Source organism: Thiothrix winogradskyi (assembly GCF_021650935.1).
GTDB classification, from domain to species: Bacteria; Pseudomonadota; Gammaproteobacteria; order Thiotrichales; family Thiotrichaceae; genus Thiothrix; species Thiothrix winogradskyi.
Genome location: NZ_CP091244.1, coordinates 2,427,350 through 2,440,925 on the forward strand (window position 1 = coordinate 2,427,350; position 13,576 = coordinate 2,440,925).

At 51.1% G+C, this 13,576-nt stretch carries 15 protein-coding genes; 3 read left to right on the plus strand and 12 right to left on the minus strand.

Annotated features, from left to right (window positions below; all coding sequences use genetic code 11):
* Positions 1-549, plus strand: a complete 549-nt coding sequence (gene pgsA, locus L2Y54_RS12430; RefSeq protein ID WP_236496439.1) for a CDP-diacylglycerol--glycerol-3-phosphate 3-phosphatidyltransferase — start codon at positions 1-3, stop codon at positions 547-549.
* Here pgsA and L2Y54_RS12435 read toward each other — a convergent pair.
* From L2Y54_RS12435 to L2Y54_RS12485, 12 genes are all read right to left on the minus strand, one after another.
* On the minus strand, positions 544-2,139 hold the full coding sequence (locus tag L2Y54_RS12435; RefSeq protein ID WP_236496441.1) for a hypothetical protein: 1,596 nt from the start codon (positions 2,137-2,139) through the stop codon (positions 544-546). The two genes, pgsA and L2Y54_RS12435, sit on opposite strands and share 6 nt — an antisense overlap.
* A gap of 95 nt (positions 2,140-2,234) precedes the next feature.
* On the minus strand, positions 2,235-2,882 hold the full coding sequence (locus tag L2Y54_RS12440) for a hypothetical protein (protein ID WP_236496442.1): 648 nt from the start codon (positions 2,880-2,882) through the stop codon (positions 2,235-2,237).
* Between the two features lie 3 nt (positions 2,883-2,885).
* Positions 2,886-3,017 (minus strand): hypothetical protein, encoded by a 132-nt coding sequence (locus tag L2Y54_RS21710; RefSeq protein WP_255697746.1) that lies wholly within the window; start codon positions 3,015-3,017, stop codon positions 2,886-2,888.
* A gap of 18 nt (positions 3,018-3,035) precedes the next feature.
* A complete protein-coding gene (locus tag L2Y54_RS12445; protein ID WP_236496443.1) occupies positions 3,036-3,965 on the minus strand; it encodes an OmpA family protein in 930 nt (309 codons plus the stop codon).
* 134 nt (positions 3,966-4,099) lie between these two features.
* A complete protein-coding gene (locus L2Y54_RS12450) occupies positions 4,100-4,519 on the minus strand; it encodes a rhodanese-like domain-containing protein (RefSeq protein ID WP_236496445.1) in 420 nt (139 codons plus the stop codon).
* A gap of 3 nt (positions 4,520-4,522) precedes the next feature.
* Positions 4,523-4,795 (minus strand): FAD assembly factor SdhE, encoded by a 273-nt coding sequence (locus tag L2Y54_RS12455; protein ID WP_236496447.1) that lies wholly within the window; start codon positions 4,793-4,795, stop codon positions 4,523-4,525.
* The gene (locus tag L2Y54_RS12460; RefSeq protein WP_236496449.1) at positions 4,788-5,024 is read right to left on the minus strand and encodes an FAD assembly factor SdhE; all 237 of its coding nucleotides are present in this window, start codon (positions 5,022-5,024) and stop codon (positions 4,788-4,790) included. Before L2Y54_RS12460 ends, L2Y54_RS12455 begins: the two co-directional genes overlap by 8 nt.
* 119 nt (positions 5,025-5,143) lie before the next feature.
* A complete protein-coding gene (locus tag L2Y54_RS12465; RefSeq protein ID WP_236496450.1) occupies positions 5,144-5,923 on the minus strand; it encodes a succinate dehydrogenase iron-sulfur subunit in 780 nt (259 codons plus the stop codon).
* A 14-nt stretch (positions 5,924-5,937) separates the two neighbouring features.
* On the minus strand, positions 5,938-7,725 hold the full coding sequence (gene sdhA, locus L2Y54_RS12470) for a succinate dehydrogenase flavoprotein subunit (RefSeq protein ID WP_236496452.1): 1,788 nt from the start codon (positions 7,723-7,725) through the stop codon (positions 5,938-5,940).
* Positions 7,726-7,747: 22 nt separating this feature from the next.
* Positions 7,748-8,128: a succinate dehydrogenase, hydrophobic membrane anchor protein gene (gene sdhD / locus L2Y54_RS12475; RefSeq protein ID WP_236496454.1), complete on the minus strand. Its 381-nt coding sequence runs from the start codon at positions 8,126-8,128 to the stop codon at positions 7,748-7,750.
* Between the two features lie 23 nt (positions 8,129-8,151).
* Positions 8,152-8,529, minus strand: coding sequence for a succinate dehydrogenase, cytochrome b556 subunit (sdhC, locus tag L2Y54_RS12480; RefSeq protein ID WP_236496456.1), 378 nt, complete (start codon positions 8,527-8,529; stop codon positions 8,152-8,154).
* Between the two features lie 42 nt (positions 8,530-8,571).
* The gene (locus L2Y54_RS12485) at positions 8,572-9,261 is read right to left on the minus strand and encodes a GntR family transcriptional regulator (protein ID WP_236496457.1); all 690 of its coding nucleotides are present in this window, start codon (positions 9,259-9,261) and stop codon (positions 8,572-8,574) included.
* Between the two features lie 262 nt (positions 9,262-9,523).
* On the opposite strand from L2Y54_RS12485, the gene L2Y54_RS12490 reads away from it, so the two are divergent.
* Together L2Y54_RS12490 and zapE are read left to right on the plus strand one after the other, a co-directional pair.
* Positions 9,524-12,367 (plus strand): 2-oxoglutarate dehydrogenase E1 component, encoded by a 2,844-nt coding sequence (locus tag L2Y54_RS12490; protein WP_236496459.1) that lies wholly within the window; start codon positions 9,524-9,526, stop codon positions 12,365-12,367.
* A gap of 14 nt (positions 12,368-12,381) precedes the next feature.
* Positions 12,382-13,509 (plus strand): cell division protein ZapE, encoded by a 1,128-nt coding sequence (gene zapE, locus L2Y54_RS12495; protein WP_236496460.1) that lies wholly within the window; start codon positions 12,382-12,384, stop codon positions 13,507-13,509.
* The last annotated feature ends 67 nt before the right edge of the window (positions 13,510-13,576 follow it).

The following is a 13,576-nucleotide window of genomic DNA, read 5'->3' on the forward strand; positions in this document are numbered from 1 at the left end:
ATGGTGTTCAACCTGCCGGTGTTGCTGACGTGGATGCGGATTGCGTTTATTCCGCTGCTGGTCTTCCTGTTTTATCTGGAAGCGCCTTGGGCACCCTTGGCGGCGGCTATCTTGTTCGGTATTGCCGGTTTGACCGATTGGGCCGATGGTTATCTGGCGCGTTTGTGGCAACAGGAATCGCGTTTCGGGGCATTTCTTGACCCGGTTGCGGATAAGTTAATTGTGGCAGTCGCGTTGATTTTGCTGGTGGAACGCGAGGTAAATGTTTGGATTACCTTGGCAACGGTCATTATTATCGGGCGGGAAATCGTGATTTCAGCCTTGCGTGAATGGATGGCAGAATCCGGCAACCGTTCCAAAGTGGCAGTGGCTTTTATTGGTAAGCTGAAAACCACCGCGCAAATTATCGCCTTGATTTGTTTGTTGTATAACCAAGATTTGTTCGGGGTGTTGCCACTACGGGAAATCGGTTTGGTGGCATTGGCGGTTGCGACGGTACTGACCGTTTGGTCAATGGTACAGTACCTTCGCAGTGCGTTTAGTTCATAAGTTGTCTTGGTAGGCTTTGAGTTGTTCCCATTCACTTTGCGCGGCGAGTGCTGCTTGCTTCGGCCAGCTTGAGGTGTCGTGTTTGCTGAATTGTTCGTCTTCCACGATCAGCAGTGCTTGCAGTTTTTGAGGGGATGTTTCTGCCAATTGCTGATAGGTGTGGATGCCCGCGCGGTGTAAAACCGAAGCGAATGTGGGGCCAATGCCGGTGAGCTTTTGTAGATCGTCGTGTTTGATCGACAAGTTGCTGGCGAGCTTTTCAGTAAGTTCTTTGGCGCTGGCAGCGAGGCTGGCGAGTGTTGAGCTGCCTTTTACCAAGGTTTCAGAGCCGAGGGAACTGCCTTTTGAACTGAAACCGCTGCCGATTTCTTTGGCTTTGTGTAGCCATTCACCGCTGACCGGCGCGGCTTTTTCTTTGAGATGCTCTACGCTGTCTTTGGCTTTGTGCAGCCAGTCGCTGCTGACCGGCGCGGCTTTTTCTTTGAGGTGTTCTACGCTGTCTTTGGCTTTGTGTAGCCAGTCGTTAGCCGCTGGAGTGGCTTTTTCGGTCAGGTGTTCCACACTGTCTTTGGCTTTGTGCAGCCAGTCGTTCAAAATGTTGAGCGTGGCATCTTTGCCGGATTGAGCGCTGCTTGTTTCTGGCATATCAGGTGGATCAATAATCGGTTTGTGCGGGTCGATAGCATCGAGTAATGGATCCGTTTTCATGGTTATTTCTGGCATATCAGGTAGATCAATAATTGGTTTGTGCGGGTCGATAGCATCGAGTAATGAATCCGTTTTCATGCTTATTTCTGGCATGTCAGGTAGATCAATAATCGGTTTGTGCGGGTCGATAGTATCGAGTAATGAATCCGTTTTCATGCTTATTTCTGGCATGTCAGGTAGATCAATAATCGGTTTGTGCGGGTCGATAGTATCGAGTAATGAATCCGTTTTCATGCTTATTTCTGGCATGTCAGGTAGATCAATAATCGGTTTGTGCGGGTCGATAGTATCGAGTAATGGATCGGTTGTTATGGTTGTTAATTGATCGGGTAAGTCAATAATGGGTTTATGCGGATCAATCCCGGCTAACAATGGGTCAAGCTCCCATGATGCGGTTGGTATTGGTTCGTTATGCATGGTGATGATCTCCAGTGTGCTCTCTGGTTCTGGCACTTCTAGGTCAAGAATGGGTTTGTGCGGATCGATAGCAGCCAGCAGCGGGTCAATTTCTGGCAAAGGGGGCAGCTCGCTATGCAGCACAGGTATTCCCACGGTGGTTTCATGGGATATTTCAGGTGGCTGTGGTGGTAGTTTCGGTGTCACTTCCGGCACAGTAAGGATAGGTTTGGCGGTTACTTTGGGCACATAAACATCATCGGTGGATGGTTTCGAGGTGTATATGTTGACGTCACGGGTGTGGTATTTGCCCGCTGGAACAGGGGTAATGCCAAGCGGAACCATTTTTTTCCTGGGGCGGCAACAAATGCCCATTTGACGAAATAAGCGGCAGAGTAAGATGCCGATAACAAAGCTCAGTAACAGCAGTGAGATAATTTCCCCTGTTGCCATGCCGAATGTATAAGGGGTGTTGGCGGTATTCATGATTGTCATTCCTTATTCAATGCATGAGAAGTGTTGGCTAAACTAGCATCCTGCTAGCAAAAACCGGCGATTTGCCGGTTTTTGAAGGGCTGGATTTAGACGCGCCCGTTGATTAGCAGATTTTGGTATTCCTTGAGACGTTCCCACTCACCTTTATTAGCTAATTCTGCTTGGTAAGGCCAGCTTTTCGGATCGTGCATCTTGAATTGATTGCCCGCAGCTTCCAGTATCGGCTTGATTTCGTCCGGGGTCATGGAGGCGAGTTGTGCGAAATTACGTACTCCCGCAGCATTGAGCACTTGCTCCAGTTTGGGGCCGATGCCTTCCAGTTTTTTCAGGTCGTCTTTGTGACCTTGCCCGGTATTGGTAAAGCTGGGGGGGATGCTACTAACGCGGGCAGTACCTACATCGCTGACGTCATGGTGAGATGACGGGGATGGTGTGCTTGGCACGCTAGGCTCAGGGGTGCGTAATAAGCTGTTAATGTCAGCCGTATAGCCGCCACCTTTCAGATCCTTGCCCGGAAACTCGCGAGGGGGACGTTGACCTTCGCGTGTGGTGTTGACATGACTGGTATGACCCAAGGAAGGCTCTTTGGTGTTAATTACATGGTTGGCACAGCATATACCTAATTTACGCAATAGCCAGCACAGCAGCATACCCAGCAAGAATGCGCCCAGCAGCAATAAGACGATTTCCAGACTGGCAGTGCCAAAGGTGTAGTCGGGACTTGTTTGCTTCATGAATTACTCCTCATGACCTGAGCGGTTGCGGAAATAACAGAACAGGAAACCCAACAGGAATGCACCAGCGAGCATGAGGATGACATCCAGACTGGCGCTGGTCATGTCGTAACGGCTTGTAATGTCTTTAAACATGGTAACAACTCCAGTCGTTTATTTTACAGGGGTGATTTCAACACGGCGGTTTTTCTTGCGACCTTCTTCCGTATTGTTATCAGCAATCGGTTTATCAGCACCTTCAGAGGCGGCTGATACCCGGTCTTTGGGAGCGCCGAGGTCGATCAAGGTTTTTTGGAGCATTTCGGCACGTTTCAAACCGAGGGCTTTATTTTTTGCTGGATCGCCTTTGTTATCGGTATGGCCGACAATGGTGACTTTGGCATTGCTATTGTCTTTCAGGAATTGCGCGACTTTTTCAAAATAGGCTTTGGTACTCGCGGCTAACTGTGGATTAGCAGAGCCAGTTGGGAAGGTGAGGGTGGCAGGACCAATATCACCATTTTGATTGGTGCTAGTGGTTTCCATAGTGACTTTATCAGCATCAGCTTTTGCCTCAGCAGCGGCTTTGTCGGCGTCGGCTTTGGCTTGTGCATCAGCAGTGGCTTTGTCGGCATCAGCTTTAGCTTTTTCATCAGCAGCGGCTTTATCGGCATCAGCTTTAGCTTTTTCATCAGCAGCGGCTTTATCGGCATCAGCTTTAGCTTTTTCATCAGCAGCGGCTTTATCGGCGCCGGGTTTGGCTTGTGCATCAGCAGCGGCTTTATCGGTGTCGGGTTTGGCTTGTGCATCAGCAGCGGCTTTATCGGCGTCGGCTTTGGCTTTTTCATCAGCAGCGGCTTTGTCGGCATCAGCTTTGGCTTGTGCATCAGCAGCGACTTTATCAGCATTAGCTTTGTCATTCTTGGCGGCATCAGACGCCGAGCCAGACAGCGCCGCAGCACCTGTTGCTGCTGTACCCGCCGCGATTTGTGCTGAGCTTATATCAGCACCACAGAAGCCTTTCACTTTGCAGGTATACCACCACCAGCTACCCACTCCCCAGATACCGGCTAACAGTAGCACAATTAATGATTTTGCTTTCATGCAGGTGAAACTCCTTTTCTGGAACATTTTTGAATAACATTACGGGACACACTTTTTATAGTATGCAACACCGTGAATTACAACAGGGTTATTGTCCGCATGAAAATAGCATGAACGGTGGAATTTTGCTGACTTTAGCATTGCTCCCACGGTAAACCGTGAAAACGCCAGCCACCTAGCGTACCCCGGTGATGGTTGGCATCACGTTCACCCTCAAAGCCTTCGTCGATGTGCATGACGTGCTGGAAACCCGCTTCCAGCAAGGCACTAGCGGCTTCGCGTGAACGTTTGCCACTGCGGCAAATTAAAACTACCTGCGCTTCTTTAGGAGGCGTTTCTTTAAAACGGGTCGTGAGTACTTGTTCGATTTCGTCAGCAAAATTAGGATTAACATCCCAATCGGGTTCGTCGATCCACGCAATATGCACGGATCCAACCGGATGACCTACAAACAGGTATTCCATTGCGGAACGGATGTCGATCAAAATGCTGTGAGATGTGGTTTGCAATAAGTCGTAGGCGGCGATAGGGGAAAGGTCGTGTAATTCAGGCATGGGCTATCCTCTGGCGGTGTTATCATGGTGTTGACGTATCCTCTCAATGATAGCGCACATACCCGTGTCTCTGGGCTGACGATTGCCAATTAGCCAATCAAGAATTTCCTGATCCTTGGATTTTAATAAACGCTCGAAAGCAAATTGCTCACCCATATCGAGAGTGTGGAAACAATTCTGTAAGAAATTCCCTAAAGGCTGATCTAACACCTGCAAAGTACGGCGGCAAGCCCAGCGCAGGCGTACCAGCCGTTCAGCTTGTTGCTGTTCAGTCATGGACGACTCGCAGCTTGGCAATCAGCTCGGCGTATTCGTCGGGGAAGGGTATGGCGTCTAGCAACATGTCCCAGATGATTGGGTCTTGCATTGCCAGTAATTCGTCTAAGCGTTGCAATTCAGTGGGGCTGGCGCTGGTATAATGGCGTTCTAAATAGTGCTGGAAAATCACATCCAGCTCTTTCAAGCCGCGCCGACAGCGCATTTTTACGCGGGAAAGTTCACTCATGGTTATATCCTTGTACCCCTCACCCTAACCCCTCTCCCTCAAGGGGAGAGGGGCTAAGAAAAGGGAAAATATTATTTCTTGTCCCCCTCGCCCCTTGAGGGAGAGGGGGTGAGGGGTTCTTACCGCCGTTCGATCATCTTTTTCTTCAGTTCTGCAATGGATTTCGCCGGGTTCAAACCCTTGGGGCAAGTGTTGGTACAGTTCATGATGGTGTGGCAACGGTACAAACGGAATGGGTCTTCCAGATTGTCCAGACGTTCACCCGTGGCTTCATCGCGGCTATCCACCACCCAGCGGTTGGCTTGCAAGAGGATCGCAGGCCCTAAATAACGGTCGCTATTCCACCAGTAGCTAGGGCAAGACGTTGAGCAACACGCGCACAGGATGCATTCGTAGTGGTTGTCCAGCTTCTTACGGTCTTCTGGGGATTGCAGGCGTTCGCGATCCGGTGGTGCTGGGGTCTGGGTCTGCATCCACGGTTTGATCGACGCATATTGTGCGTAGAAATGCGTCAAATCCGGGATCAAGTCTTTGACCACTTCCATATGTGGCAAGGGGCTGATTTGCACATCGCCATCACAAGCTTCAATCGCCTTGATACACGCCAGCGTATTGGTACCGTCGATATTCATCGAACACGACCCGCAAATCCCTTCACGGCAGGAACGGCGGAAGGTCAAGGTCGGGTCAATTTCGTTCTTGATCTTCAGCAAGGCATCCAACACCATCGGCCCGCATTGGTCGAGGTCGATTTCGTAAGTATCCCAGCGCGGGTTTTCACCGCTGTCCGGGTCGTAACGGTAAATGCGGAAGTTTTTTACACGGGTTGCACCAGCAGGAGCAGCCCAGGTTTTGCCACTCTTAACAACCGAGTTGGCAGGTAAAGTAAATTCAGCCATGACAATGCTCCCTCTTAGTAAACCCGTTTCTTCGGTGCGATGTATTCAATTTCATCCGTCAACGTGTAAGTGTGGACGGGGCGATAGTCGATTTTGACTTTGCCGGACTCCTCTATCCACGCGATTGAGTGCTTCATCCATTCATCATCGTTACGATCCGGGAAGTCTTCACGGGCATGTGCACCACGGCTTTCTTCACGGTTTAAGGCGCATTGAATCGAGGTTTGGGCGCAATCCAGCAGGTTCGCTAACTCAAAGGTTTCCATCAGGTCAGAGTTCCACACCAAGCTGCGGTCGGTTACTGCGACATCATTGAAGCTGGCGTAAATCTCATTCATTTTGTCGACACCTTCCTGCAAGGTTTGCGCAGTACGGAATACCGCTGCGTGTTTTTGCATGGTGTGTTGCATGGCTTCACGGATTTGCGCGGTGCTGGTCTTGCCATTGCCCTGATGGATGCGCTTGAAACGATCCAGTGCTTTTGCCAAACCAGCCGCCGGGAGTTCGGGTTGGGTAAGACCGGGGGTCAGGATTTCAGCGCAACGGTTAGCTGTTGCCCGCCCGAACACCACGATGTCCAACAAGGAGTTAGAACCGAGGCGGTTCGCACCATGCACCGATACGCAGGCACATTCGCCAATCGCCATCAAGCCCGGTACCACGCTATCAGGATCACCGTCTTTCAGCGTGACCACTTCGCCGTGGTAGTTGGTGGGGATGCCGCCCATGTTGTAATGCACGGTTGGCAGCACTGGAATTGGCTGTTTGGTTACATCCACACCCGCAAAGATACGTGCGCTTTCCGCGATACCCGGCAGACGCTCATGGATCACTTCAGGACCTAAATGTTCCAGATGCAGGTGAATGTGGTCTTTTTTCGGACCAACACCACGACCCTCGTTGATTTCAACGGTCATGGAACGGCTTACCACGTCACGCGAAGCAAGGTCTTTGGCATTCGGGGCGTAACGTTCCATAAAACGTTCACCGTTGGCATTCGTCAGGTAGCCGCCTTCGCCGCGTACCCCTTCGGTAATCAGGCAGCCAGCACCGTAAATGCCAGTTGGATGGAATTGGGTGAATTCCATGTCTTGCAATGGCAAGCCAGCCCGCGCCACCATGCCATTACCGTCACCGGTACAGGTGTGTGCAGAGGTTGCCGAGAAGTAAGCCCGCCCGTAACCGCCAGTTGCCAGCACCACGGTTTGCGCACGGAAAATACGCAAAATGCCGTTAGCTAAATCCCACGCCAGCACCCCACGGCACACGCCTTCCTCATCCATAATCAGGTCGGTAGCGAAATGCTCAATGAAAAACACCGCATCGTGACGCAAGGATTGCTGGTACAGCGTGTGCAAAATCGCATGACCGGTGCGGTCAGCCGCTGCACAAGTACGGTGCGCAATGCCCTTGCCGAATTCGGTGGTCATCCCGCCAAACGGACGCTGATAAATGCGACCTTCTTCCGTGCGTGAAAACGGTACACCTTGGTGTTCCAGTTCAATGACCGCTGGAATCGCTTCGCGGCACATGTATTCAATCGCGTCTTGGTCGCCCAGCCAGTCCGACCCTTTTACGGTGTCGTACATGTGCCATTGCCATTTATCCGGCCCCATATTACCGAGCGCGGCGGACATGCCACCTTGTGCAGCCACAGTATGGCTACGGGTTGGGAAAACCTTGGTAATACACGCAGTGGATAAGCCTTTTACTGCCATCCCGAAAGTGGCACGCAAACCCGCACCGCCCGCGCCCACGACCACGACATCGTAGGTATGATGTTCAATTTTGTATTCAGTCATTGTGTAATCAACCTCTGTGTCATTAGCCCGCGAAAGCGACCCGTAAAATACTCAAAATGCTGCTGGTTCCCAACAACACCAGTACCAGTTTCATCCCGATCAGCGCGGCAACTTTATAGCCGTCATGATGGATATAATCTTCGATGATCACGGTCAATCCCTGCATCGCATGGAGAAAGGTGGTGAAGACGAATAGCGTCAGCATGGTGGTGGTAAAGGGCTGTGCAAACCATGCCGTCACTGTGGCGTAGTCCTCCCCGCTATGCGCAGCCACAGCAAATACAAGCCACAATGTCAGGGGGATGAGTGCAACCGCTGTGACGCGCTGCATCCACCAGTGCTTTACCCCATCGCTGGTAGTCCCCAGACCGCTGGCACGTTTGAAAGGTGTCAATAAACTCATGTGTAGCAATTCCTCAACAGGGTTCAGGCAATAAGCCAAAGCAGGATAGTGAGAGCCAACGACGCACCCACCGCGATTTTGCCGCTCAGGTAAACGCTGGGCAGATCGAAACCGTGTCCGCTATCCCACACCAGATGGCGGATACCATTAGACAGGTGATAAAACAGCGCCCAAGACCAACCAAACAACACCAGTTTGCCGAACCATGAGCCAAGAATGGCATTGGCATTGGCAAAAGATTCCTCACCCCCGGCAATCGCAGCCAGCCAATACGTCACTAACAATGTGCCGATAGCCAACACAACCCCTGTGCCTCGGTGCAGGATCGACAGTGCCGAGGTGAGTTGCGGCTTATACACCTGCAAGTGGGGTGAAAGTGGTCGTTTGTTCGCGGTCTTCATACAGTATCCCCGTTGATAAAAAGCTAGAAAGCGTGTGTGCGGTTAAGTGTCTGATGGCGGCATCTGTTCCAGCAGCTTGCAGGCATAATCCCGCGACGCTCGAATATGATGGCGCATCAGCGTTTCCGCCATTTCCCCGTCGCGCCGCTCAATGGCTGACACGATCAGGTTGTGTTCCTGAAAAGCCTGTTCGCTGCGGCTAAACCCGGACTTGAGGCGGAAACGGTAGAACCGTACCAAGTCATACAAGTCCTGACATAACATGCGAATCAGGCGTTTGTTCTTGCTGCCTTGGATAATCGAAAAGTGAAAATCCAGGTCAACGTCATGTTGTGAATAGCTTTGGTGCTGGGCAATTTCGGCGTGATGACGCTCCAGAATCTTGCGCAGGTGTACCAATTCCTCTGCTGTCATGTGTTCAGCGGCGAGCCGTGCCGCCATACCTTCCGCAGCCTCGCGTATTTGGTAAATTTCCAACAATTGTTCTGTGGAAAAGTCAATGATGCGTGCACCAATATTGGGCTTGCGTGTTACCAAATTGCAGTTTTCCAGTTTACCAATGGCTTCGCGTAGCGAACCCCTGCTTACGCCATAGGCTGCTGCCAGCTCTGGCTCACTAATTTTTTTCCCAGCGGGGATCTCACCCACCAAAATGGCACGCCGCAAATCAAGAAATAACTTGTCTGCAATCGTTACCGGATCCTGCAATTTGCAGGCAGTCAGAAAGGCCATGGTGCTACCTCATTTTGTCGACATCTTGTCTGTTGTGTTGACAATAATACCGCGAAATAGCGTTTTTTCAAGAAAAACATCCTGACATTGTTGACACTTTGAAGTTATAATGTCGACACTATAACCAAGAAATGACAGTGTTTACCCTGAATATGTGGGTAGCAGCGCACCTTAAGACACCAAGATGTCGACAATGCACTAGTTTGCTGCACTGCGTCAAGTCAGAAATGTTTGATATTTACCATCAATGTAGGTTGGAAACATGAACAAAGGAGAAGGACAGGCTGCGGCCTGGAATGCGGATACACAATTAGACGGTAACAGCCTGCTGTATCTGGAAGAAATGTATGAGCGTTATTTGCAAGAACCGGCATCCATACCCGCGAGTTGGCAGCACTATTTTGATGCATTGCCACAGGTTAACGGGCAGGAGCGTGACACGCGCCACTCACTGGTAAAAGACTATTTCCGCGCTTATGCGGCAAAGCCCCAAGCCTATGCTGCGCCCGCCGCTAATAGCGGTGTTGATCTGGAACATGAGCGCAAGCAAGTTAAAGTATTACAGCTTATCAACGCTTACCGTTTCCAGGGGCATTTCCATGCTCAAACAAATCCATTGGAGGAGAATGCCCCCGCGTTTGTTAAAGAACTGACATTGGCGTATCACTCCTTGAGTGAAGCCGATTTAGGGACGACGTTTAACACGGGTTCATTGTTTTCACGGGATCAGATGACGTTGCGCGACATCATTACCCAATTGGAGCAAACCTATTGTGCGCATATTGGGGTGCAGTACATGCACACCACGAATACCGAACAAAAGCGCTGGATTCAGCAGCGCCTTGAAACGGTGCGTTCTACAGCGACTTACAGCAATGAACAAAAACTCGAAATCCTTGATCGCCTCATTGCAGCGGAAGGTTTAGAGCGTTATTTGCATACCAACTACGTCGGTCAAAAGCGTTTCTCGCTGGAAGGTGGTGAAAGCCTGATCCCGATGCTCAATGGCTTGATTCAACATGCAGGCGCACTTGGCACGCAAGAAATGGTTATCGGCATGGCGCATCGTGGGCGTTTGAATGTGCTGGTGAATGTATTGGGTAAAGCGCCCGGTTTGTTGTTTGGTGAGTTTGAAGGCAAGTATTCCTACAGCGGTCGTACCGGCGATGTGAAATACCACATGGGTTACGCCTCTGACATGATGACGCCGGGCGGCCCGTTACACGTGGCGATGGCATTTAACCCGTCGCATCTGGAAATCGTCGGGCCGGTGGTGGAAGGTGCAGTACGTGCGCGTCAAGACCGTTGGCCAGAAGGTGGTGACGATAAAATTGTGCCAGTGGTATTGCACGGTGATGCAGCATTCGCAGGGCAAGGCGTTAACATGGAAATGCTGCAAATGGCAGATACCCGTGGCTATCGTACTGCCGGTACGGTGCATATTGTCATTAACAATCAGGTGGGTTTCACCACCAGTGCGGCGGCGGATGCACGTTCCACCTTCTATTGCACTGACATCGCTAAGATGGTTGATTCGCCGGTATTCCACGTCAACGGTGATGACCCGGAAGCAGTGTTGCTGGTTACGCAAGTCGCGATGGATTACCGCGCTACCTTCAAGAAAGATGTGGTGATTGATCTGGTGTGCTACCGCCGCCACGGTCATAACGAAGCGGATGAGCCATCGGCGACCCAGCCGGTGATGTACCGCAAGATCCGTGCGATGCCCACTACGCGCGAACGTTACGCCCAGCAATTGATTGCAGCAGGCGTTATCAGTGCGGAAGAGGCGCAGGCACGGGTGCAACGTTGCCGCCAGCAACTCACGGAAGGTGCGCCAACCGTGCCACATTTGCTTGAAAAAGGGCAAGTCGAAAATCCGCATCCGGTTAATTGGAAGCGTTTTGTTGGTGGCAAATGGGATATGCCGACCGATACCACCATCGACGCGGCAACCGTGCGTAACTTGGGTGAAAAACTCACGATTTACCCGGAAGGTTTCAAACTGAACTCCCGCGTGGCGCGTATTGTGGCTGACCGTAAGAAAATGGCGGCTGGCGAACAGTTAATGGACTGGGGCTTCTGTGAAAATCTGGCTTACGCAAGCTTGATTGAAGAAGGCTACCCGGTGCGTTTGTCGGGTGAAGATTGTGGGCGTGGTACCTTCTTCCACCGTCATGCGGTCTTCCATGAGCAGGAAACCGGCGAAACTTACGTGCCATTGCAACACCTCTCCCCAGCGCAAAAGCCGTTTGTGGTCATCGACTCACTGTTATCAGAAGAGGCAGTACTGGGCTTTGAATACGGTTACGCCACGACTGAGGCCAATACCCTGACCATTTGGGAGGCGCAATTCGGTGACTTTGCGAACTGTGCGCAAGTCGTTATCGACCAGTTCATCAGTTCCGGTGAACAGAAGTGGGGTTTGCTATGTGGTTTGGTAATGTTGTTGCCGCACGGCTTTGAAGGTCAGGGACCGGAACACTCTTCCGCTCGTTTGGAACGTTATTTGCAGTTGTGTGCACAAGACAATATGCAGGTGTGTGTGCCGAGTACGCCCGCACAAGCATTCCATATGTTGCGTCGGCAGATGGTGCGTGATTACCGTACCCCGCTGATCGTCATGACCCCGAAAAGCCTGCTCCGTCACCCGCTGGCAGTGAACAGCATGGAAGACATTACCGAGCGTGGTTTCCAGAATGTCATCGACGAAATCGACGCGATCGACCCGCTGAAGGTAACACGCTTGGTCATGTGCAGTGGTAAGGTTTACTACGATCTGTTGGAACAGCGTCGTAAAGCGGGTTTGGAACATGTTGCCATTGTGCGGGTTGAGCAATTGTACCCATTCCCGGAAGCGGATATGAATGCCATGCTGGATCGTTACCCGAACGTCGCGGTGAATGTGTGGTGTCAGGAAGAGCCATTGAATCAAGGTGCATGGTTGAGCATCCAACCCTCCTTGCGCACAGTATTAGGTGGGACGGCACGTTTGGATGTGTCGAGTCGACCGGCATCGGCTTCACCAGCAGTGGGTAGCGCTAAAGTTCATGCTGCACAGCAGCAAGAATTGGTGGATAATGCGCTGGGAATTACTATGTCGTAAAGGAAGGAAACGTTATGCCGCTGTTGAAGCATTACCATGATGCCATCAAAGAGGGTGTGATCCAGCAGGATCCTGCCCAAATGGAAGGTCTCAAGGTTTTGCAGGAAGTCTGGAATGGCTTGCTCAAACCACGAGAAAATGCGCCCGTGGCACGTTCGCGGGGCTTGTTGTCGGTGTTTTCCAAGCGGCATAACGTGATTGCGATTGAGCCGGTGCGCGGCGCTTACCTGTGGGGTGGCGTCGGGCGCGGCAAGACTTGGCTAATGGATATGTTTTACTCGCGCATTCCGCTGACGGAAAAGCGGCGAATGCATTACCACCATTTCATGTTCTTCATCCATGAAGAGCTAAAAAAACTTGCCCACCATCGTAGCCCCTTGGAGGCGATGGCGGCGCAATTGGCACAAGAAGTACACTTATTGTGCATCGACGAATTCCACGTCATGGACATTGTGGATGCCATGCTGTTGCACGGCTTGTTGGATGCGATGTGCAAACACGGCATTACTTTGGTGACAACTTCTAACCGTCCGCCCGATGATTTGTATTTGAATGGTTTACAGCGCGAACGTTTCTTGCCTGCGATTGCGTTACTCAAGAAGCATACACATGTGGTGGAACTGGATAACCAGATTGACTACCGCATGTTAAAGCATGTCAGCCAGGATAGCTTTTTGGAAGACGACGATGCGGTGTTGGTGGAACACGAGCTGGAAAAATGTTTCGCGGAACTCGCCAGCGGTGCGATTGAAGTGGGGCAGGATATTGAGGTGCAAGGGCGTTGCCTGCCAACGCATCGCTTGTCTGAAAACATTGTGTGGTTTGATTTCAAGACCTTGTGCGAAACCGCACGCTCTACCCGTGATTATATCGAGTTAGCAGAACGCTTTGATTACATTGTGTTATCAGGTCTGCATGTGTTGACTGAGGAACACGAATCAGCGGCACGGCGCTTTCTTAATCTGATTGACGAATTGTATGACCGACATGTGCAGTTTATTTTTTCCACGACGATTGCACCGGATAGTTTGTATCAGGGTGAGAAATTGCGCTTTGAGTTTCAACGTGCCTTAAGTCGCTTGAATGAGATGAAAGGGGACGATTATCAATCGGTGCGTTTGAACGGGCAAGGAACGCATTAACTGATGATACCGATGGTGTGAATAAAAAATAGCCATTTTGGTTTGTCACGGGTAAAATACCTCGAAA